Origin of the sequence: Microvirga solisilvae, from assembly GCF_022808595.1 — a bacterium.
Taxonomy (GTDB): domain Bacteria; phylum Pseudomonadota; class Alphaproteobacteria; order Rhizobiales; family Beijerinckiaceae; genus Microvirga; species Microvirga solisilvae.
On sequence record NZ_JAKUCN010000004.1, the window covers coordinates 319,633 to 341,066 of the forward strand.

The following is a 21,434-nucleotide window of genomic DNA, read 5'->3' on the forward strand; positions in this document are numbered from 1 at the left end:
TGGCGAGGAGACATGGCAGCTTCACCGGACAGCGATGTGAACTCGACCACAATCCCTTTGTGGAGGAGCGTGGTCTGGTTGCTCATCGACATGACGCTGATCACGATCATGCAGGCCATCGTCAAGGCCGAGGGTGAAACCTATCCCGCTGTCCAGCTTGTCTTTCTGCGCTCCCTCGTCGGTTTCATTTCGGTTGCGCCGCTCATGTGGCGACATCGTGAGAAGCTGACGAACCTTTCCAACATTCGTACTCACCTCGCGCGTGTCGCGTTCAATTCCGCAGCGCTGACGTGCAACTTCGCCGCGTTCGCGGCCTTGCCTCTTGCGTCCGTCACCGCCATCGGCTTCACGCGTCCGCTTATCCAGTTGGTGCTCGCGGCTCTCATTCTCGGAGAGATCGTCACCCGGACGCGCTATGCCTTCACGGCGCTCGGCTTTCTCGGAGTCCTGATCATCGTTCAGCCTGGCTCCATCCCATGGAACATGGGAATCCTCGCGGCCTTCGGATCGGTCATCTTCGGGGCGCTGGCGGTGGTTCAGACGAGAAAGCTTGCCGGCGAGAGTACGGTCGTTCTCATGCTCTTCTACACGGCTGGCCTGACAATATTGACGTCCATCCCCGCTGCAATCGTATGGGTGCCAATCCCTCTGAGCGAGGCACCGAACATCATTCTCGTCGGCGTCCTCGCGCAGCTGGGACAATATTGCTGGCTCCAGGCTTATCAGAAACAGGAATCGCGACTTCTCGCCCCGATCGGATATCTTTCGATTGTCTTCTCAGGGGTTGCAGGCTGGCTCCTGTTCGGAGAGATTCCAACGCTGTCTTTGGTTATCGGTGCAGCCATCGTGATTTCGACCACCCTGTTGGCGACGCCGGCGGAACGGTGGTTCAAGAGCAAGGTGCGGGCATGAACACAACGCGTCGTTTCTGGTTGTCGCTCATGGGAGCCTGTGGGCTCGCCTTCGGCCTTGGAATGTCGCCTCTGCCTTCCGCCGCGCAGGATCGCGACCTGCTGGTGTTCGCGGCCGCAAGCCTCAAGAACGCACTGGACGAGGCGGCTGCAGGCTATGCGCGCGAGAGCGGCAGGCGCGCGCCCACGATTTCCTATGCCGGTAGCAATGCTCTGGCGAAGCAGATCGAAGCGGGGGCGCCGGCGGACATCTTCGTCTCGGCCGATCTCGACTGGATAGATTATCTCGCGCAGAAAAACCTGATCCGGCCTGAAACCCGCGTGAACCTGCTCGCCAATCGCCTTGTCCTGATTGCTGCGAAGGATGCGGCTGTAACATTGGCGCCGATTCCAGGCTTTGATCTTGCCGCTGCCTTGAAGGGAGGCAAGCTGGCGATGGCCAATGTCGATGCGGTTCCGGCCGGGAAATATGGCAAGATGGCGCTGGAAAAGCTGGGTGTTTGGGACCGCGTGAAGGGCTCTGTGGCCCAGGCCGAGAACGTGCGCGCGGCGCTGCTGCTGGTGTCGCGTGGAGAAGCTCCGCTGGGTATCGTCTATCAGACGGATGCAGCGTCCGATCCTGGTGTCAGGATCGTCGGAACCTTCCCGGAAGACAGTCATCCGCCGATCATCTACCCGGCAGCTCTTCTGAAGGATGCTGATAACCCCGCGGCTTCGGCCTTTCTGAGCTATCTGCGTTCGCCTGCTGCGAAGTCCATCTTCGAGAAGCAGGGCTTCACGGTTCTGAACCGTTCCCTCTCGGGCTCATGATTGTCTTTGCCATTGCAACAGGCTTTTCCGTCGCATCTCCGCAACCGGCATTCAGGACCTCAAGGAGATTGTTTATTCGGGCGTGACGGTGTCCGACACAGAGTTTCCGAGGTTCTGAATATGGCCTTGCATGTTTTCCCGCGTACGCGGGTCGATAACGGCGACCGGAGCAGAAACCGCTAGTCCCGCAGCCGTGCCGACAGCCGCTGCCGCTCCTGCAGTCACCTGAATGATCCTGTCACCGATCCCAACCCGTGAATCCGTCAGTGTCTGGCCTTCGGCGAGCTGCTGACCGATCATGCGGACAACCTCGGGGCTTTCCGCGAACTTGCTATGGTTCAAAGGATCGCCGGAGCGGAGCTTGGACAGGTTCAATACATTGATGCCGGATTTTTCCAATGCGCTGCGGTAGGGCTCCTGTTCGGGATCGATCGCCCCGAGGCGCACGGAGTCGCCCCAAAGCCGACGGGAGATGGCGAGGGCCCGGTCGTCCTGAGAGACGAACAGAGTGAAGTTCGGACGGGCTTTGCCCATGTCCAAGATCGATTCACGGAAAAGGTCGACGTCGACGTCCGGCGCCGCCAGAAGGACATTTCGGATCTTCGGTGCAATTCGGCCGTCACGGATCGCCATCTGGCGCAGAGCTTCGAGAGTGACCCAATTGCCCATGGAATGCGCCAGCACCGAAATCTCACCAACCTCAGGATCTCTGGCGAGCGTGCGCAGCGTGGTCTCCAGAGCGTTGCGCGAATACGTGTTGCTCTCACGGTCGTATCCATAAGCCAAAACGCTGCCCCGTGAAGGCCAGGTGAAGAGAACGGGAGCAACCGGGGTTCCGGCGTCATGCACGATCTGCGCAAAGCGGAACACGGCATCGTCGAAGCGATTGTTGAAGCCGTGAATGAACACCAGAACTCGGCGCTGAGGCACCTTGCGCACGGTGCGGTGGAACCACGCGGATGCCTGCGTGCGGTCGATCAGATCCGCTTTGAGAGTCACGAAATCGGTTGTCGGGTTTCCGGGAACGCTGCGCGGCCACTGGACCTCGCCCGGCTTGCGATTGGCTTCCGGCGGAATGGAGACGGTAAACTCGGCGAAGGAGAGGGCAGGGCCGCGGTCGCCCGTGAAGAACTCATCAGAAGCGGTCGCTCGCATGCGGGTCGTGGCTACGAGCATATCGACGCGGCTTGCATGAGGGTCAGTGGCCGAGACGGGGAGCAGCGCGCCACGTAGGTCAGCACAGGCGGAAAGGGCGCTCAGGATGATCGCGCCATGAGCGAGCCGAAGCATCCTGTTTCGGCCTGCTACCGCGGTGAAGAGCCTTGTGATCATCGTGCCCCCGCTTTCCAGGACAATGCCAAGGTTGCCAAGCCGATTGAGAACCTGACTTGTACCTTCAGCGACCTCGCTCAAGCCTAGTCCGCTGCCACCAACTGGAACGGATTAACACTGCAATCCTGCTCCTGATCGCAGCTTGCCTGCCTTTCGGGAGTGGCTGCTCGGGTAGATTTTCATGAGATTTGCGTCTTTGTCGAGCTTGTGGAGCGGATTTTAATGATAAAGGCTAGATTCTTTAGCAATTGCGGCTGATTTGCTTGGTTCAGAGTCTTCCGTTTCCGTAGCGGATTTATATTGCAAATAATCTGAAGTATTGTTTCTTTCAGATGGCGAGAGAAGTTAGAAGTTATTTTGGATGCCGTAGTGATCAATTGAAGAAGAAGTTTTTAGTTGAGTTGAGTTGAATTGCATAAAAATTAACGAATTAAGCGCAGATATAAGCAGTATCTGGCGGAGTTCGTCCAAGAAAAGTTATATCGAAACGTATTGTGCCAGCTTATCTAATCATCTCCCTCAGCATTCTGATCGCGGCTGCAGCCCTTGTCTGCGCCGTTTTCCTCATTGTGCGAGGCCACAGTGATGATCTTGCGCGGGCCGAGAGCGACCTGGCGAGCCTTGCCCTGACTCTCCAAGAACGTACGGATGCCGTCTTCCGCTCCATCGAGAATGTTCTACGGGACATCGTCGGCAAGATCCCGCAAGCCAGTCTCAAGGCAGATGAGTTCGAGGCCTTCGCGGGATCGAAGGCAACAAAATCTCTTCTCGCCGAGGCGGCCCAATCTCTCCCTCAGATCATACGCATCAATCTCATCAACACCCGAGGGCGGGTTGCCGGTTCGTCGATTCCAGGTCCGATCTCCAATTCCGTGTACTTGAGAGACACGTCTTATTACCGCGCGCTTTCGACGGATCCATCGCTGCTGCTTTATTTAAGCGAGCCCATCAAGATTGAGGCCACCGGAAAAAGGGTGCTCTCCCTTGCCCGAAAGATCAACGACGCCGATGGTAATTTTCTCGGAATCATCGCAGCCACGATAGATCAGCATTCTCTTGAGAAGATTTATTTGGATCATCTCAGGACGCATTCGATGGCCATCACCCTCTATCGGCGTGATGGAATAATTCTGGCTCATAGCCCGGCTGATGCGAAAGCCCTTGGGCGCAAGGTCTGGCTGCCGAACACACCCCTTCAGCGAATGATCGCGAAGAACACTCCCACGCTCATTCGTGATGTCAGTTGGCTCGATGCCAGAGAGCGCCTGATTGCTCTCCATCCTCTCGCCAATTATCCAAGCGGCATCGCCGTCAGCAGAACCGTGGCCGAGCTCATGGCCGGGCGGCGTTTCGAGGCTCGCGTTGTCAGGTTCATGGCCTTCTTCATCGATGTCATGATCGACGCAGCCAGTCTGCTTGGCATCAAGCAGGTCAGGACCGGCCTTCTCAGAGCCGCCAGCGAAAGCTATCTGTCACGTCATGACATGCTGACCAAGCTCCCCAACAGGCAATTCTTTGTCGACGAACTCAAGCGAACATTTCAGGCTTCTCAAAAATCAAGCTCGAACTTTGCGCTGCACCTTCTGGATCTCGCCAAGTTCAAGGACATCAATGACAATCACGGGCACGCCGCAGGAGACGAGATCGTCAAGGCCGTGGCGCGGCGGCTGCGTGAACGTCTCAGGAAGAGCGATTTCATCTCACGGATAGGCGGTGATGAATTCGCCATTATCCAGAGGCCCATCAAGGGCCAACAACAGGCCGTCGACCTCGTTCGGGCCGTACAGGCCGCTCTCAAGGTGCCATGCACGGTTGCCAACACGGAGATCGAAGTCGGGATATCGATCGGCGTCGCGCTATCTTCCCCCAGCATCAAGACATCTAACGAGATCATGAGATCGGCCGATATCGCTTTGTACGAGGCGAAGTCAGATCCCGATAATGCCTATCGTCTTTACGATGCGAGCATGAAGGATTCCCGAGCCGAACGGCGCGAGCTCGAAGGGGCGCTGAAGAGCGCCCTTGATAGCAAGGAATTCGAGCTGTTCTATCAGCCCATCCTTGACCTCGCGACAAATCAAATATGGGGCTGCGAAGCCTTGGTGCGATGGAAACACCCCACGAAAGGGATGGTCTCGCCTCAGAACTTTATTCCGGCTGCAGAGGATTCCGGCCTGATCGGTCCGCTCGGTGACTGGGTCCTTGAGGAAGCCTGCTCGACGGCCATGACATGGACCCTGCCGCTGAAGGTTGCTGTCAATCTTTCACCCGTGCAGTTCAAGCGCCGAGATGTATTCGCCAGCGTCACGAAGGCCCTGAACGCCTCAGGTCTACCGGCTCATCGCTTGGTTCTGGAACTCACGGAATCGGTCAAGCTCACAGAGGAGGCGACCGCGACGCTCAAACAGCTCAAGGCGCTTGGAGTGTCGATTTCCCTCGACGATTTCGGCACCGGTTATGCCTCCATGAGCTACTTGAGAAGCTTTCCCTTCGACAAGATCAAGATCGACCAATCGTTCGTGCGTGGCATGCTCGGATCGGCAGACAGCAGCGCGATCATCAAGGCAACGATCAGTCTTGCCAATGATCTCAAAATGAGCACGACAGCCGAGGGCGTCGAAACGGAGGAGCAGCTCAATGCCCTGCGCTTGGCCGGTGCTACTCAGGCCCAAGGTTATCTGATCGCCAAGCCAATGCCTCGAGAAGCCTTCGCAGCTTTTATGACGGAAACCCAGGGAAGCTATAAGGCCAGTGAAAACGTGCATCCTTTGGCATGAGGAATGCTTGAGGCATCCATCGTTCCCAACTGACTCGATCCGCCTCTCAGGCTCTATCCATCATGACTTTCCGGATCCAGGTTCGGCCATCTTGCGATGCTGCTCTGCCAGGATACCTGATGGTGTGACCGAAGCCACTGCTGTCATGAGCTTGTTCTTCCAGCCGGTCACGACATCGCCTTCGCCGTTCATCATGGCGTCGAATCCGGTTTTCGCCACCTCTGCAGGGTCGTCCTTGTCGGATTGCCCCACCTGAGTGTCCATCATGTCGGCGCGCTCGAAGAACTCGGTTTCAGTTGCACCGGGCATCAGGCATGTCACGGTGATGTTCGTATCCTTGAGCTCATTGCGCAGAGCAAACGAGAAAGAGTCGAGAAACGCCTTGCTGCCGTTGTAGGCAGCCTGAAAACTGCCCGGCATGAACCCTGCGATCGAGCCCGTGATCAGAATGCGTCCCGAGTTACGGCTACGCATATCCTTCCCGATCTTATGAATCAGATAAAGTGTGCCCGTAACGTTGGTATCGATCACATGTCGGACATCGTCGAAATTCTGATCGAGGAAAGCGTGGCCCAAACCGCGTCCCGCATTGGCCAGGAGCGCCTCGACAGGCTGGCTCGAGGCCGTGATGGCCTGGTAGAGCTTGTCGACGCCTTCCATCGTCGCAAGGTCGGCTTCCACAGCGTCGACCCTGGCGCCGAGCTTGCGGAGTTCCTGGGCTGCTTCGTTGATCCTCGGTTCGTCCGCTGCGATAAGGAGGTCGAATCCGTTATTGGCGCAGCATTTGGCAAGTTCGAAGCCAATGCCTGTTGAGGCGCCAGTGACGACGGCGAGAGGGCGGACGGCCTGAGCCATGGGAAACTCCTGTCTGGCAGCAAGCGATGCTGTGCCATTGCAGCATCGCACTTGCAGTGCCAAACCAGCCTTCGGAGAGAATGTTCCGGATGAGGAGTGATTGCCGCACCCCACACCTGTCATGTGCTCTCGCAGGGTACCGGAGGGATCAGCCGGAAAAGCTCAGCTGGCGCATCGATCGAGGCGTGGGATCAACCCCGACCACTCGCCTCAGGAAGAGGATGAATATCTGCAGGCGCAGCTTCCTTGGGGGCTGCTTTGGGCTTTGTGGATTTCCTTGCGTCTTTTTTCTTCGGCTCTTCCGGGGGACTCGCCTTCGAGGACTTGTTCTTCGGGGTCTTCTTTCCATTGCCGGATGAACGTTCCGCAGACTTGACGCTCTTGCGAATGGCCTTGAGGCCGCCTTGAACAGCGTTCAGGAAATCCTCGATCTCCGAGCCCGGCTCGGATTGCGCAACAAGCTTGGTCAGGGTGCGCCCCAGCTTTTCGCCGCGCTGCAGGGCTTTGTCCCTGAGAGCGGAAATTTTCTTGAGCGAGTCTTTTGCGGTTTTTGCCATACGGCTCCCCCTTGCGTGACCACGGAGGGATAGCAGCCCGACCATGTGCCGCCTAATGAAGTTTATATGACAGTTTTATGACGGTTGCGGAAAAATTCCATCAGGCGCAAACGGGCTAGCGCTATCGAGCAGCCCACAACATTCCGCGTCGGAGAATGGTGCGCATCTCCGGCACGTCGAATTCCTTCGCGACATGCCCGAGAGAGCTGTAGAACACGCGACCCTCGCCATGACGGCGTTTCCACACAACAGGCATCACGACGCCGTCGATCCATGGCGCATGCTCACCGGAAAAGGTTGTGGTGGCGAGAACCTCATTCGAGGGGTCGACATGCATGTAGTATTGCTCGGAGCGATAGTCGAAATCGCGAGTACCCTGCATGATCGGATCATCCGGGCGGGTGATGTTGACCCGGTAATCGATGATATTGCCGGGATGCGCGACCCACTGGCCGCCGCACATGAACTGATATTCGACGGCTTCGCGAAATGCATCTCCCATGCCGCCGTGGTATCCCGCCAGGCCGACGCCGCCGCGCACGGCCTGAGAGAGATTGGCCACCTCGCTCTTCTCGATTTTCGACATGGTGAAGATCGGAACGATCAGACTGAGCTTGCCCAAATCCGGATCGGCGAAGGCGCTTGTCGATGTTTCCATGCGGACGGAGAAGCCGTCCTCTTCCAGCATTCCGGCGATGATGCCGGCGCATTGCTCCGGCTCATGCCCGCTCCATCCGCCCCAGACGATCAGCGCCTCACGCATCATCTTTTTCCCTTACGCTGCAGAGGCCGTTTGCGGCAGGCCCTGCCAGAGAGCGGCGGCATCGTGATCATCGAGCATCACAGGCCGCTCCAGCGTGGTCGTGATGGCCTTCGGCTGACCGGTTGCCGCGCCTTCCAGAATGGAATGCATGACTTCGAGCACATGAAGCCCGAGACGGCCGCTGGAACGGTGCGGGGTGCCTTTGAGTGCAGCGCTGGCAAGATCGGCGAGGCCAAGGGCGCGATAGTTGGCGCGGGACGGCGCATCCGGTGCCCAGTTCGGGGAGCGCCAGTTCGGCGCGCCGAGGGGCATGTCGCTTGAATCGACGGAGCGCCAATCTCCACCGCGCTCGGTGATCTCCACATGGCCGCCGAAGAAGTTGGGGTCCGGCACACGCAGCGAGCCTTCCGTGCCGTAGAGCTCGATCGCCGGGTGTCCGTGCTTCCACACATCCCAGCTCATGGAGAGCGTGACCTGCGCGCCCGATGCGAATTCCAGCAGCGACATGACGCTCGTGGGCGTCTCGACGCTGATGCGCTCGCCTTTGCGAGGAGAGGATTCCGTGGTCACGATGCGCTCAGGAAAGCCGATACTCGACATTGCGAAGACGCGCTTCACCGGTCCGATCAAGTTGACGAGCGTGCTGAGATAATAGGGTGCCATGTCGAAGATCGGGCCGCCGCCCGGCTTGAAGAAGAATTCCGGATCAGGATGCCAGTGCTCCATGCCGTGCGACATCAGGAAGGCGGTTCCGGACAGAATGCGTCCCACGGATCCATCATCGATGAGGTTGCGAGCGAGACGCCCGCCGCCGCCGAGGAACGTATCGGGCGCGCAGCCGAGCAGAAGGCCGCGTGCCTCCGCTTCATCCACCAGCTTGCGGCCCTGCTCGAAATCCACCGCGAGCGGCTTTTCCGAGAACACATGCTTGCCGGCGCTGAGCGCTGCCAGCGACACGCCGAAATGCGCGGCCGGAATCGTGAGGTTGACCACGAGATCGATATCGGGGCTCGCCAGCATCTGATCGACGGACATGGCCTCGATCCCGTGGCGGCTCGCCTGAGCCTGCGCGATTTCGGGCCGCATGTCGGCGCAGGCGCGGAGCTTGAGGCCGCGATAGGCGGGAATGTTCTGCAGGTAGATGCCGGAAATGTTGCCGCATCCGATGATGCCGACATTCAACGTATCCATGGTAATCAATCCTCGATATTGCGCAGAAAGGCGAAGCTGGAGCGGGCAGTTTGTGCGGGGTCGGAAGGCTTGTCGTGCTCGACCACCATCCATCGTGCGCCCGCATCGCGGCAGGTGCACCACAAGTCGCGCCAATCGAGAGTGCCGGCCCCCACATCGGCCCATCCATCCTGATCCTCGTTCTGCCCGGTAGGTGCGATGTCCTTCACATGGGCGGCGGTGATGAGGCTGCGGTAGCGGCTGATCCATTCCTTGGGGTCGACATTGCCGCGAACGAGCCAGGCCACGTCCACCTGCCAGGCGAGGGGGCTTCCTTCCGCCGCCTCAAAGATTAGTTCGAGAGCCGTCTTGCTGCCGTCTTTAGGGATCAGCTCCCAATGATGGTTGTGGTAGCCGAGCCGGATGCCCTGCTCGTGGAAGCGATGCGCAATGTCCCCCAGTTCGCTGCCGAGGGAGCGCCAGCCGGCAGCGTCCATGTCGCGCTGCTCCGGCGGAACGGCGGGCATGAACAGATCCGTGAATCCCAGCGTGCGGCAGGCGTCGATGATGGCATCGGGCTTCTCGCGCAGTGCCGCCATGCTCACATGGCTCGATGAGGCCTTCAGGCCCCTTGCATCAAGTTTCGCCTTGATGCCGGCTGCATTGTCGAGATGCGATCCTACCGTCTCCACATAGCGGTAGCCGGCTTCTGCAACCGTATCGAGAATGCGGTCCACATCCTCCAGCGACCGCAGAGTGTAGAGCTGAATGGAAAGAGTGTCTGTGACGCTCATAAGATCCTCAAGGCTTTGTGACGCGAGCGGACGAAGAGCGCCGTTTCGCAAGTTGCTGAAGGGCTGGGTTCAGAGACGTTCGCCGGTTGCGGCGGAAAACAGGGAGACCTGGTCCGGGTCGATACCGAGCGAGAGCGCATCGCCGCGCGCGGCACGCTTGCTGCCGCTGGTGCGAACCTGGATGGAGCCCTCGCCATCGCTGCACCAGATCACCGTGTCGGCGCCCATGGGCTCGACGATGTCGACCTTGAAGCCGGGCCAAATGCCTGCCTCGACGATATCCAGATGCTCGGGCCTGACGCCCAACACCACATCCTCGCCCGCTTGAGGAGAAAGGGTAAAATGGTAACCTGCTAACGGCAGACGGCGCTTGCCCGACACGAATTCATGTCCGCTGCCGGTCACCTCGATCCTGCCCTTGATGAAGTTCATCTGCGGGGAGCCGACGAAGCCGGCGACGAAGAGATTGGCAGGGCGGCGATAGATCTCGTCGGGGCTGCCGATCTGCTGGATTTGCTGATCTTTGAGAACGACGATGCGGTCGGCGAGCGTCATGGCCTCGATCTGGTCATGGGTCACATAGACCATGGTGGTCTTGCCGAGCTTGGCATGCAGACGCTTGATCTCGACGCGCAATTCGTTCCTGAGCTTGGCATCGAGATTGGAGAGCGGCTCGTCGAACAGGAAGACGGCGGCGTCGCGCACCAGCGCCCGACCAATGGCGACGCGCTGGCGCTGTCCGCCCGAGAGCTGGTCCGGCTTGCGGTCGAGAAGATGCGTGATCTGCAGAAGCTCCGCCGCCTGGGCAACGCGTTTTTCGATTTCCGGCTTCGGCGTCTTCGCCATCTTCAATCCAAAGGACATGTTCTCGCGCACGCTCATGCGCGGATAGAGGGCATAGGATTGGAAGACCATCGCGATGCCGCGATCCTTCGGCTCCTCCCAGGTCACGTTCTTTCCGTCGATCCAGATCTGCCCGGAGGCTACATCGAGAAGGCCGGCAATGGCGTTGAGCAGGGTCGATTTTCCGCATCCCGAGGGACCGAGAAGAACGATGAACTCGCCTTCATTGATATCAAGCGAGAGCCCATCGAACACACGGAAGGATTCGAAGGAGACGGTGACGTCACGAACGGAAACAGTCGACATGGTCTTAACCCTTCACTGCGCCGGCGGCGATGCCGCGCACGAACCAGCGTCCGGAGACGAAATAGACGACGAGAGGAACCAAGGCGGCGAGCATGGTGGCCGCCATGTCCACGTTGTAGGCGCGCTCGCCTTGCGTCGAATGCACAATGTTGTTGAGCTGCACCGTCATTGGCAGGTTTTCTCGGCCTGCGAAGGTGAGGCCGAAGATGAAGTCGTTCCAGATGCCGGTGACCTGCAGGATCGTGGCCACCACCAGCATCGGCGTGGACATGGGCAGCATCACGCGGAAGAAGATCGTCCAGAACCCGCCGCCATCGATGCGCGCGGCCTTGAACAATTCGATCGGCAGGCTCGCATAATAGTTACGGAAGAGCAGAGTCATTGTCGGCAGGCCGAAGATGACATGCACGATCACGATGCAGAGGAGCGAATTGTAGACACCCGTCATCGAGAAGATTCGCACTAGCGGGTATAGGAAAACCTGATAGGGGATGAAGGCACCCAGCAGCAGAACGCCGAACAGGATATTGGCTCCCTTCACCCGCCAGAAGGAGAGGGCGTAGCCGTTGACCGCGCCGACGATGATCGAGCAGATCACGGACGGGATGAGGATGCGCACCGAGTTCCAGAAACCGACGCTGATGCCGTTGCATTCAAGGCCGGTACAGGCAGAAGACCAAGCCTTGGTCCAGGCCTCGAAGGTGAGCGCCTGCGGCCAGGCGATGATGTTGCCCAGCCGGATTTCATCCATGGGCTTGAGAGAAGTGACCACCATGATCCAGAGCGGCAGCAGGAAGAAGAGTGCCGCGGTGATCAGAAAGGCATAGACGCCGATGCGCGCTGGCGTGAGATGGCGCGGCCGACGCCCCTGAGGGATCACATCACTCATGCATGCCTCCCTTCGCGGCGAACGTATTTCATGTAGACCCAGGGCGCGAGGATGGAGATGACGGCAACGAGCATGATCGTGGCGGCTGCCGTGCCGAGCGCGATGTTGTTGCGCTCGAAGAGATGGTCCATCACGAACTTCGCAGGTACCTCCGTGGCGATGCCGGGGCCGCCGAGAGTCATGGCGACGACGAGATCGTAGAGCTTCACGACGCCGGTCGCGAGAAGCACGGTTGCGGTCACGATCATGGGGCGCAGCAGGGGCAGGATGATCGAGGCATAGACCCGCCAGGTGGGCACGCCGTCGACGCGCGCCGCCTTCCAGAGGTCGTTATCCACCCCGCGCAATCCCGCGAGCAGGATCGCCATCGTCAGGCCCGAACCGTGCCACAGGCCTGCGATGACGATGGTGTAGATCGCCATGTCCTGATTGACGAGCCAGTCGAAGGTGAAGTTCGGGAAACCCATGTCGCGCACGAGCTTCTGGAGGCCGAGGCCGGGATTGAGGAACCACTGCCAGGCGACGCCGGTGACGACGAAGGACATGGCATAGGGATAGAGAAAGAGCGTACGGAAGAGGCCTTCGCCGCGCACGTTCTGGTCGATGAAGACGGCCAGAAGAAATCCGAGGATCAGGCAGCCGGAAATGAACAGGAAGCCGAAGATGACGATGTTCTCGGCAGATGTGAGAAAGCGGTCATTGGCAAAGAGGCGGCTGTATTGCGCAAGGCCGACCCAGTCGAGCTTCGGCAGCAGAGTGGAACTCGTGAAGGACAGCCGCACCGTCCAGAGCATGCAGCCGATATAGACGATGAGAACGATCAGCGCTGTCGGCAGGAGCGCGAAGGCCGCGGGCAACCGTGTGAGAAGCCGGCGGCGGGGAGGGGCTGTGGCTGGGCTTATGCTCGGAGCGCGGAGTGAAACGGTCGACATCGAGAATGCCTCGTGAGAAAGCCGGGTTCAGCGAAGGACGGCCCGCCCCGAGCCCCGCAGGGGGCGGGCCGTTTCTCATCAGCTTGCGTCACGCATCGCGCCGAGGATCTTCTCGATGAAGGCGTCGGCCGTCATGTTGGCGTTGTTCCAGTATTGGGTGACGGCATCCTGCATCGCGCCGGAGAAGTTCGGCGTGCTCAGCATTTCCATCGCTTCCACCTGGTTGGCGGGATCCTTCAGAACAGCGTGGGACTTCTGGGCGCAGGTGTCCATGGACGACACGTCCACATCCATCCGCACCGGGATCGAACCCTTCTTCTTGTTGAATTCGATCTGGCTGGTCGGATCGAGCAGCACTTCGATCAGCTTGTCCTGCGTTGCGGTCTGGGCCTTGTCCTTGGTGACCGGGAAGACGAACACGTCGCCGCCGATCACAAGCTTGCCGCCGCCTTCACCGACGAGGGCGCAGCCATATTCCTTGCCTGCGGTCTGACCGGCGGCAATGAACTCACCTTTCGCCCAGTCGCCATTGAAATGCATGGCGGCCTTGTTGGTGATGACCAGAGCAGTCGCGTCGTTCCAGTTGCGGCCGGGGCTGCCCGGATCGACGAGCGCGCGCATCTTGCCGAAGAGTTCGACGGTTTCCTTGAACTTGGAGCTCTTGACGGTGGCCTGATCCCTGGCGCCGTAGAGTTTGCGGAACATATCAGCGCCGCCATGTCCGACGACCACGGCGCGGAAGAGGTTGTGCTCCCAGTTGGGCTGGCCGCCCAGGGCAATCGGGATCACACCCTTGGCCTTCAGCTTCTCACCGGTGGCAACGAGTTCAGGGAAGGTCTTGGGAACCTCGAGCCCGGCATCCGCGAAAACCTTGGTGTTATAGAACATCCAGTTCTGGCCGTGGATGTTCACCGGCACGGCATAGAACTTGCCGTTGCGCACGGTCGCATCGACGATGGGCTTGGGCATCAGCTCGCGCCATTTGCCGGCTTTCGCCTGCTGCTCGACATCGCGCACCAGCTCGTTGCTCACCAACTCGTCGAACTGCTTGCCGGTGTTGAACTGCATCATGGTCGGCGGGTTGCCGCCCACCATGCGGTTGATGCCGGCCGTGCGGGCATTGGCGCCGCCGGCAATGGCATTGTCCACCCAGGTGCCGCCGGCTTTCGTGAACTGGTCGGCAAAGACCTTGACCGAGGCGGATTCACCGGCGGACGTCCACCAATGGAGAACCTCGGCCTTTTGCTGGGCAAATGCTGCAGTGGTCGAAGCGAAGGCAAAAGCAAGGGTATACGCAGAAATGCGTTTTTTCAGGCGCATGGCTTCCTCCCAGAAGCGTTGTATCGATTTTTGTAATCGATTACATCTTGAGATATAAGTTGTAAGGACTTTTTGAATAAGTCAAGACGCTACGTAAACGGAACTATGATCTATAATTGCAAGGTCGATATCTTGTTGGAGTCCAGGGAGAATTTCTCATGAGCCGGAAGGGGTGGCGCTCGCCCAAGGAAGTGCGGATCGCCGATGTGGCTCGGATCGCAGGCGTTTCGACGGCCACCGTGAGCCGTGTGTTGGCCAGCCCCGACAAGGTCAGGCAGAAAACCCGCGACCTCGTGCTGGAGGCGGTGAGGCAATGTGGGTATACCCCCAACAGCGTGGCGCGAAACCTGCGCAAGCGCCGGACGATGACTGCTCTGGTCGTCGTTCCCAATCTGGCGAACCCCGTCTTCGCCCAGATCCTGCGCGGCATCGATGAAGAGCTCACGCAATCAGGCTATGGGCTCGTGATCGGAAGTCTCGACAATTGTGAAGATAGGGAAGCACGCTATGTGGAGCTTGCCCTGTCGCGGCAAGTCGATGGCGTCATTCTCATGAACGGCCGTATTCCGGAGGGCAACAAGAGGACGATGCGCGAGGCCGGCCTCCCTATGGTGGCGATGTGTGCGGCAATTGACGATGACAAGATTCCGAATGTCGTCGTTCAGGATCGTGAAGCCTCACGTGCAGCTGTCGAGTATCTCGTGCAACTGGGACATAGGCGCCTCGGATACATCGCCGGACCGCCCTCCAATATCATCGCTGCGGAGCGACTTGCGGGATTTCTGGAGGGCATTGCCGAGGCTGGGCTTTCCGAAAAAGATTTCGTGAAATGGGACGGGCGGTTCGTGTTCTCGGCAGGTGTCGCAGCGGCCGAGGCCTTCCTGAAGTTGAAAGACAGGCCAACAGGAGTCTATGCCACGTCAGATGAGAGCGCGATCGGATTCATCAAGGTTGTAAGGGCCGCCGGTGTTCGCGTGCCGGAGGATGTATCGGTGATCGGCTTCGACGGAATCGAGTTCGCCGATTATGTGGAGCCGACTCTGACAACTTTTCGCCAGCCGCTTCATGATCTGGGACGCAAGGGCGCCGCGGTGCTTTTGAAGATGATTCATAAGCAGATGCAGCCTGGAGACTGGAATATCCGACTGCCCTTAGAGCTGTTGGAGCGCGATACGACACGCGCGATTCCAGACGGCACGAGAAAAGCATCGCGGCAGGGTAGGGGAAAGCCGCATCTCGTCTCGCACTAGAAAAACCTGGGAGGATCGACATGCAACCCGTTCGTTGGGGAATATTGAGCACGGCGAAGATCGGCCGCACGAAGGTCGTGCCGGGAATGATCAAAAGTTCTCTGTGCGATGTCGCCGCCGTGGCCTCGCGCGATGAGGCATCCGCACGAGCCATGGCTGATGATCTTGGAATTCGTAAGGCTTATGGATCATACGAGGCGTTGCTGTCAGATCCGGAAATCGAGGCGATCTACATTCCACTTCCCAATCATCTGCATGTGCCGATGGCTCTTGCCGCTGCTGCGGCAGGCAAGCATGTTCTCTGCGAGAAGCCGATTGCCATCACCGCATCTGAAGCCGCGGAGATTCAGAGGGTAGCCTCCCACGTTCTTGTCGCGGAAGCCTTCATGGTGCGCCATCACCCGCAATGGCAGCATGCGCGGGACTTGATCCGACGCGGCGACATTGGCGAGGTGAAGGCGATCCAGGTGGCATTTTCCTATTTCAATGTCGATCCAGCCAATATTCGCAACAAGGCGGATATCGGTGGAGGCGGCCTTCTGGATATCGGATGCTATGCTGTCGTCGCAGGACGGTACTTTTTCGATGCTGAACCAGCACGCGTGATCACCATGATTGACCGCGATCCCGCGTTCGGAGTGGACCGTACGGCGAGCGCGCTGATGGATTTCGAGCAAGGCCGGCAATTGACCTTCACGGTTTCAACGCAGGCCGTGCCATTCCAGCGCATTCAGGTCCTGGGCTCGAAGGGGCGTATCGAAATCGAGATTCCCTTCAACGCTCCGCCGGACAGACCTGTCCGCATTTTCGTGGATGATGGATCCGTTCACGGAGGGGGATCTGCCCGGGCCATCGAGTTTCCCGTCATCGACCAGTATCAGCTTCAGGGGGAGGCTTTCAGCCGGGCGATCCGAGGTGAGGAGAGCTTGGCCTATGACTGGAGCGACGCCCTTCAGAACCTGCGGATTCTCGATGCTCTTCGGCGCTCGGAAGAGTCTGGAGCCTGGGAGCGGCCCTGAGCAGTCACGATGCCAAAGAGCCGACCGGGCTTGGCGCTTTATGCATCCGCTGCTCGAGACGCTCAACGTTCTCTGTGGCAGCGCAATTGAGCCTTCTTGAGCCAGAGAGTGCCCTGATCTAGGTTCAGGCATCAAATAGAATGCCAAATGGGGAATCTGGAGTGGCACACGATTGCGACGTCGTCATTATCGGGGCAGGGCATAACGGGCTGGTTTGCGCCTATTACCTGGCGTCCGCCGGATACAAAGTGAAGGTGTTCGAGCAGCGTTCCGTCGTGGGCGGCGCGGCCGTGACGGAGGAATTCCATCCCGGCTTCCGCAATTCCGTCGCTTCCTACACGGTGAGCCTTCTCAACCCCAAGATCATTCGCGATATGGATCTCCCTCGTCATGGGCTGAAGGTCGTCGAGCGGCGTCTCTCGAATTTTCTCCCTCTACCGGGTGATCAATATCTCAAGGTCGGCGAAGGCGTGACCCGCTCCGAGATCGCGCGCTTCAGCGCCAGGGACGCGGAGCGCTATGACGCCTACTCGAACGAGATCGATGCCATCGCGGATGTCTTGCGCGATCTTGTGCTCCAGCAGCCCCCGAATCTGGTCGCAGGCGGCTGGCGCGCGGCTTTTTCGGAAGGTTGGCGCGCGCTTCTCACAGGCAGCCGCCTGCGCGGCCTCTCCATGGCGAACCGGCGGGCTCTGCTCGATCTCTTCGCGAAATCGGCGGGTGATTATCTCGATGGTTGGTTTGAATCGGAGCCGGTGAAGGCGGCCTTCGGATTCGATGCCGTCGTTGGAAATTTTGCAAGTCCCTATACGCCCAACACGGCCTATGTGCTGCTTCATCATGTCTTCGGCGAGGTGAATGGAAAAAAGGGCGCCTGGGGACATGCCATCGGCGGCATGGGGGCGATCACACAGGCCATGGCGAAGGCGGCGCGCGAGAAGGGCGTCGAGATCGAGACCGATGCGCCGGTGCGTGAAGTCATCGTGGAGAAGGGAAGGGCAGCCGGTATCGTCCTGAAGGATGGACGCACGATCCGCTCCCGCGCAGTGGCGGGCAACGTTCATCCGAAATTGCTTTTCGACCAGCTCGTACCGGAAGATGCCCTGCCTGCGGACTTCCTGCATCGCATGCGCCGCTGGAAATCGGGCTCCGGTACGTTCCGCATGAATGTGGCGCTCTCGCAGCTTCCGAGCTTCACGGCTCTGCCCGGGCGCGAGGTCGCCGATCATCACACGGCCGGCATCATCATCGCTCCCTCACTCGCCTATATGGATCGCGCCTATGACGACGCGAAGCATTTCGGCTGGAGCCGAGAGCCTATCGTCGAGATGCTGATTCCATCGACTCTCGATGACAGCCTTGCGCCCAAGGGTGCGCATGTGGCGAGCCTGTTCTGCCAACACGTGCAACCGGTTTTGTCCGATGGGCGCTCCTGGGACGATCACCGCGAGGAGGTCGCCGACCTCATGATCGCGACCGTCGATCGTTATGCCCCTGGGTTCAAGGAAAGCGTTGTCGGACGGCAGATCATGAGCCCGCTCGATCTGGAACGTACATTCGGCCTTGTCGGCGGCGATATCTTCCACGGAGCCTTGACGCTGGATCAGCTCTTCAGTGCGAGGCCGATGCTGGGTCATGCGGATTATCGTGCTCCGATCAAAGGTCTTTACATGTGCGGTGCAGGAACGCATCCCGGTGGCGGTGTTACGGGTGCGCCCGGTCACAACGCGGCGCGCGCTGTCCTTGCGGATATCAAGCGCCTGAGCTGATTTCTTTGCTGTGCTCTTCCTCGTGGTAAAGGATGGCGAGATCCGTTCTCCCATGCTTAAATTGTCGCAGGCTTCCTCCGCCTTGCCCTGAATTGTGCTAAGTCCTTTGTCAGATTCATCTGATGGAGGCGGGATGACCGGGCGTGCAGCGAAAGTTCCCAGCAGAATGCTCGGCATGGTCGGCCCTCGAGCCGAAAAGAACGTCAATCTGGCATTGCAGGGCGGAGGCGCACATGGCGCGTTCACCTGGGGCGTTCTGGATTATCTGCTTGAGGATGGCAGACTCGCCATCGAAGCCATCACCGGCGCGAGCGCAGGCGCCATGAATGCCGTCGTCCTTGTGGAGGGCTGGCTTGAGGGAGGCAGGGATGGCGCCCGCGAGCAGCTTCGCAAGTTCTGGAAGCGGGTCAGCCTCGACGGCTCCCTTTCTCCCGTCCAACGCTCACTCTTCGATCATTTCCTGAATTACTGGAGCGGGGCTCATGCATCGACGAGCCTCTGGGGTGGCGCCTTCTCGAATCTTACAAGCCCGTATGATTTGAACCCACTCGACATCAATCCGTTGAGGGATGCTCTCAATGAGATGATCAATTTCGAGCGTGTCCGCGCCTGCAGGGATACCAAGCTCTTCGTCTCGGCGACGAATGTCTGGACCGGAAAGATCCATGTTTTCACGGCGCCTGAACTGACGGTAGATCATGTTCTTGCATCCGCGTGCCTGCCGACGATTTTCAAGGCAGTGGAGATCGATGGCGAGCCCTACTGGGATGGGGGATATACGGGAAACCCGGCTCTGTTTCCTCTGTTCTACGAAACCGAGGCGGACGATATTCTGCTCGTTCAGATCAACCCGGTTGAACGCCAAGTAACTCCACGGACGGCTGAGGAAATCCGCAGCAGGCTGACCGAGATCACTTTCAACGCCAACCTTCTCTATGAGCTCAGGGCCATCGACTTTGTTCGACGGTTGATCGATGAGGGCAAGCTCTCGACGGATGAATACAAACGCGTACTGATGCACCGCATTCACGGTGGATCGGAACTCGATGTTTATGCCGCCTCGTCTCGACTTGACGCGCGGTGGGAGTTCTTCAAGAAATTGAAGGATCTCGGCCGGGCTTCTGCTCGGACATGGCTCAGCAAGAATTATCAGGCGCTCGGGCGCGAAAGCACGCTTGATCTGTCCAATGCCTGAGAAGGCTTTTTAAGATGGCGAGAAAAGCAGGAAGCGCGGACCTTCCTCTCCATAGCGGCCATGTCCCGAAATGGCTGGCCGACCGCATGACGCGTCTGGGCGCCGTGATGAGCGAAGCCATCGTGCATCATTATGGGCGCGACGAGCTCTTGCGCCGTCTGGCTCATCCCTTCTGGTTCCAGTCTTTTGGTGCCGTCATGGGGATGGATTGGCACTCGTCGGGGATCACGACCAGCGTGATCGGTGCCCTCAAGCGCGGGCTGACGCCCTTGTCGAAGGAGTTGGGCATCCATGTCTGCGGCGGACGAGGGCGGCACTCGCGACAAACGCCTCAAGAACTTGCCCTCATAGGAGAACGCGTAGGGTTCGACGGTGATGCTCTTGCAAAGGCCAGCCGCTTGGTCGCGAAGGTCGACAGCGCCGCGATCCAGGATGGATTCGATCTCTACCTGCATGGTTTCATCGTCACGGATGACGGGAAATGGGCCGTGGTTCAGCAAGGCATGAACGATGCGCGCCGGCAAGCGCGCCGCTATCATTGGCTGTCCGAAGGTCTCAAGAGTTTCGTCGACGAGCCGCATAGCGGCATCGATGGGATCGGGCAGGGAATGATCGTCAACCTGACGGATCATCGGGCGAAATCTTCTCGCCTCGCGCAGATCGAAATGTTGGACACATTGGGTCCGGACGGCATTGCCCGGAAGTTCGTGGCGTTGACCGAGAAGGAGAGTGAGGTCGCTACCCACTCACAGCCCTTGTTGCCGCATCTCGTGATGCCGGAGCATCATGATGTGCGTTCCAAGGATGTGGTCCTTCGCCGATTGCACGGAACGCTTGCAGCAGCAGCCGAGCGAGGCCCTGAAGATTTTTCGGATCTTCTGCTGACGCCTGGCGTGGGCGCGAGGACAGTAGAAGCGCTCGCCATGGTAGCGGAGGTGATTCATGGCACGCCCTGCCGCTTTAGTGATCCTGCACGTTTCTCTTATGCGCATGGCGGCAAGGACAGGCATCCGTTTCCAGTGCCGCTGCGCGTTTATGATCAAACGATCCAAGTTCTGAAATCCGCTGTGCAGAAGGCAAAACTCGGACAGCAGGATGAGTTGTTTGCCTTGAAGCGTTTGGACGCTCAAGCACGCACACTCGAGCGCTTTGCAACAGGGGCGGAGTTCGATGATCTCATGGCTGATGAACGAAAGAACTCGCACGCTTATGGTGGCCGTTCGGTCTTCGGCGATGAGCCACCTTCCGAGCCTTAGTTCATAGCTTGGATTGCCCGTGAAAGCACATGCAAATGAAATTTGCCTATTTGCAGACTAATTCGCCTTATAGGTACAGAATATAATAAAACTATTCGTTTGGAGGGGGCCGGATTTGCCCCTCTTTAGAAATGAAGTTGAATCGTTCGTGCATCGTTCTGCTTTTGTTGGAAAATTTATAAGCCTGGTCTTCGCCGATCTCTGTGGTGATCACTGGCAAAAGCCTCCAGCTCTCGCACTTTGCTTGAATTTATGTTTGATATCGTTACGGCAGATGTCACATTGTCGCCATACTCGCCGGGCAAGCCTCCCATACCTCTTAAGTGTATTTCGTAAGAGACAAGTTATTTTATTTAAATCTCTCCCTGCGTTGAAATCATAGTTTTCGAAAGAAAGGACTTTCTAAACAATAGAAAGCACTGCCTGTATTTTATCAAAGACCTTCCAGAATAAATCTCATCCTCAAATAGATAATAAATCTATATTTTCCTAAGGGGCTATCTATGCCGTATACTTCAGACGTTTCGTCGACGATGCCTGCTGGCGCGATTCGTATATCTGTTGGCACGAACATTCAGTCGGTTGTGAACTCGGCGCCGGAAGGGGCGACGTTCTGGCTCGAGGCGGGCGTTCACCGCATGCAGAGCATCCAGCCCAAGAACGGCCAGACCTTCATCGGCGCCAAG

18 protein-coding genes and 1 pseudogene are annotated in these 21,434 nt (G+C 58.7%); 9 read left to right on the plus strand and 10 right to left on the minus strand.

The genetic code is table 11. The annotated features are described in order from the left end of the window. Nucleotides 1–12: 12 nt before the first annotated feature. A complete protein-coding gene (locus MJ639_RS11245; protein ID WP_243371919.1) occupies nt 13–912 on the plus strand; it encodes a DMT family transporter in 900 nt (299 codons plus the stop codon). Then, on the plus strand, nt 909–1,721 hold the full coding sequence (modA, locus tag MJ639_RS11250; protein ID WP_423790784.1) for a molybdate ABC transporter substrate-binding protein: 813 nt from the start codon (nt 909–911) through the stop codon (nt 1,719–1,721). The genes MJ639_RS11245 and modA overlap by 4 nt, the downstream gene beginning before the upstream one ends. 72 nt (nt 1,722–1,793) lie before the next feature. On the opposite strand, the gene MJ639_RS11255 is transcribed toward modA, so the two are convergent. Further along, nucleotides 1,794–3,011: an alpha/beta hydrolase gene (locus MJ639_RS11255; RefSeq protein WP_243371921.1), complete on the minus strand. Its 1,218-nt coding sequence runs from the start codon at nt 3,009–3,011 to the stop codon at nt 1,794–1,796. 611 nt (nt 3,012–3,622) lie between these two features. Here MJ639_RS11255 and MJ639_RS11260 point away from each other — a divergent pair. Then, on the plus strand, nt 3,623–5,830 hold the full coding sequence (locus tag MJ639_RS11260; RefSeq protein ID WP_243372039.1) for a bifunctional diguanylate cyclase/phosphodiesterase: 2,208 nt from the start codon (nt 3,623–3,625) through the stop codon (nt 5,828–5,830). A 60-nt stretch (nt 5,831–5,890) separates the two neighbouring features. Here MJ639_RS11260 and MJ639_RS11265 read toward each other — a convergent pair whose 3' ends face one another. The 9 genes from MJ639_RS11265 to MJ639_RS11305 form a co-directional block, all read right to left on the minus strand. Then, the gene (locus MJ639_RS11265; RefSeq protein WP_243371923.1) at nt 5,891–6,685 is read right to left on the minus strand and encodes an SDR family NAD(P)-dependent oxidoreductase; all 795 of its coding nucleotides are present in this window, start codon (nt 6,683–6,685) and stop codon (nt 5,891–5,893) included. 191 nt (nt 6,686–6,876) lie between these two features. Then, nucleotides 6,877–7,287, minus strand: a complete 411-nt coding sequence (locus tag MJ639_RS11270) for a hypothetical protein (protein ID WP_243371925.1) — start codon at nt 7,285–7,287, stop codon at nt 6,877–6,879. Between the two features lie 76 nt (nt 7,288–7,363). Further along, nucleotides 7,364–8,005: a ThuA domain-containing protein gene (locus tag MJ639_RS11275; RefSeq protein ID WP_243372048.1), complete on the minus strand. Its 642-nt coding sequence runs from the start codon at nt 8,003–8,005 to the stop codon at nt 7,364–7,366. A gap of 12 nt (nt 8,006–8,017) precedes the next feature. After that, entirely contained in the window at nt 8,018–9,196 is a 1,179-nt protein-coding gene (locus MJ639_RS11280; RefSeq protein WP_243371927.1) for a Gfo/Idh/MocA family protein, read from the minus strand. A gap of 5 nt (nt 9,197–9,201) precedes the next feature. After that, nucleotides 9,202–9,969 carry a sugar phosphate isomerase/epimerase family protein gene (locus MJ639_RS11285; RefSeq protein WP_243371929.1) on the minus strand — a complete coding sequence of 256 codons (768 nt, stop codon included), beginning with the start codon at nt 9,967–9,969 and terminating at the stop codon, nt 9,202–9,204. A gap of 69 nt (nt 9,970–10,038) precedes the next feature. Continuing rightward, nucleotides 10,039–11,118, minus strand: a complete 1,080-nt coding sequence (locus tag MJ639_RS11290; RefSeq protein WP_243371931.1) for an ABC transporter ATP-binding protein — start codon at nt 11,116–11,118, stop codon at nt 10,039–10,041. Nucleotides 11,119–11,122: 4 nt separating this feature from the next. Then, nucleotides 11,123–12,007, minus strand: coding sequence for a carbohydrate ABC transporter permease (locus MJ639_RS11295; protein ID WP_243371933.1), 885 nt, complete (start codon nt 12,005–12,007; stop codon nt 11,123–11,125). Beyond that, nucleotides 12,004–12,939 carry a carbohydrate ABC transporter permease gene (locus MJ639_RS11300; RefSeq protein ID WP_243371951.1) on the minus strand — a complete coding sequence of 312 codons (936 nt, stop codon included), beginning with the start codon at nt 12,937–12,939 and terminating at the stop codon, nt 12,004–12,006. The genes MJ639_RS11295 and MJ639_RS11300 overlap by 4 nt, the downstream gene beginning before the upstream one ends. A 78-nt stretch (nt 12,940–13,017) precedes the next feature. Next, the gene (locus tag MJ639_RS11305; RefSeq protein ID WP_243371959.1) at nt 13,018–14,259 is read right to left on the minus strand and encodes an ABC transporter substrate-binding protein; all 1,242 of its coding nucleotides are present in this window, start codon (nt 14,257–14,259) and stop codon (nt 13,018–13,020) included. 158 nt (nt 14,260–14,417) lie between these two features. Here MJ639_RS11305 and MJ639_RS11310 point away from each other — a divergent pair, with 158 nt between their 5' ends. The 6 genes and pseudogenes from MJ639_RS11310 to MJ639_RS11335 form a co-directional block, all read left to right on the plus strand. Beyond that, nucleotides 14,418–15,509 carry a LacI family DNA-binding transcriptional regulator gene (locus MJ639_RS11310; RefSeq protein ID WP_243371961.1) on the plus strand — a complete coding sequence of 364 codons (1,092 nt, stop codon included), beginning with the start codon at nt 14,418–14,420 and terminating at the stop codon, nt 15,507–15,509. Nucleotides 15,510–15,529: 20 nt separating this feature from the next. Continuing rightward, the gene (locus MJ639_RS11315) at nt 15,530–16,528 is read left to right on the plus strand and encodes a Gfo/Idh/MocA family protein (RefSeq protein WP_243371963.1); all 999 of its coding nucleotides are present in this window, start codon (nt 15,530–15,532) and stop codon (nt 16,526–16,528) included. 161 nt (nt 16,529–16,689) lie between these two features. Continuing rightward, nucleotides 16,690–18,297 carry a phytoene desaturase family protein gene (locus tag MJ639_RS11320; RefSeq protein WP_423790785.1) on the plus strand — a complete coding sequence of 536 codons (1,608 nt, stop codon included), beginning with the start codon at nt 16,690–16,692 and terminating at the stop codon, nt 18,295–18,297. 133 nt (nt 18,298–18,430) lie between these two features. After that, on the plus strand, nt 18,431–19,492 hold the full coding sequence (locus MJ639_RS11325) for a patatin-like phospholipase family protein (protein ID WP_243371983.1): 1,062 nt from the start codon (nt 18,431–18,433) through the stop codon (nt 19,490–19,492). A gap of 14 nt (nt 19,493–19,506) precedes the next feature. Next, nucleotides 19,507–20,748 carry a DUF763 domain-containing protein gene (locus MJ639_RS11330; RefSeq protein WP_243371985.1) on the plus strand — a complete coding sequence of 414 codons (1,242 nt, stop codon included), beginning with the start codon at nt 19,507–19,509 and terminating at the stop codon, nt 20,746–20,748. A 503-nt stretch (nt 20,749–21,251) separates the two neighbouring features. Further along, nucleotides 21,252–21,434: pseudogene (locus MJ639_RS11335) on the plus strand (hypothetical protein); the annotation flags it as partial.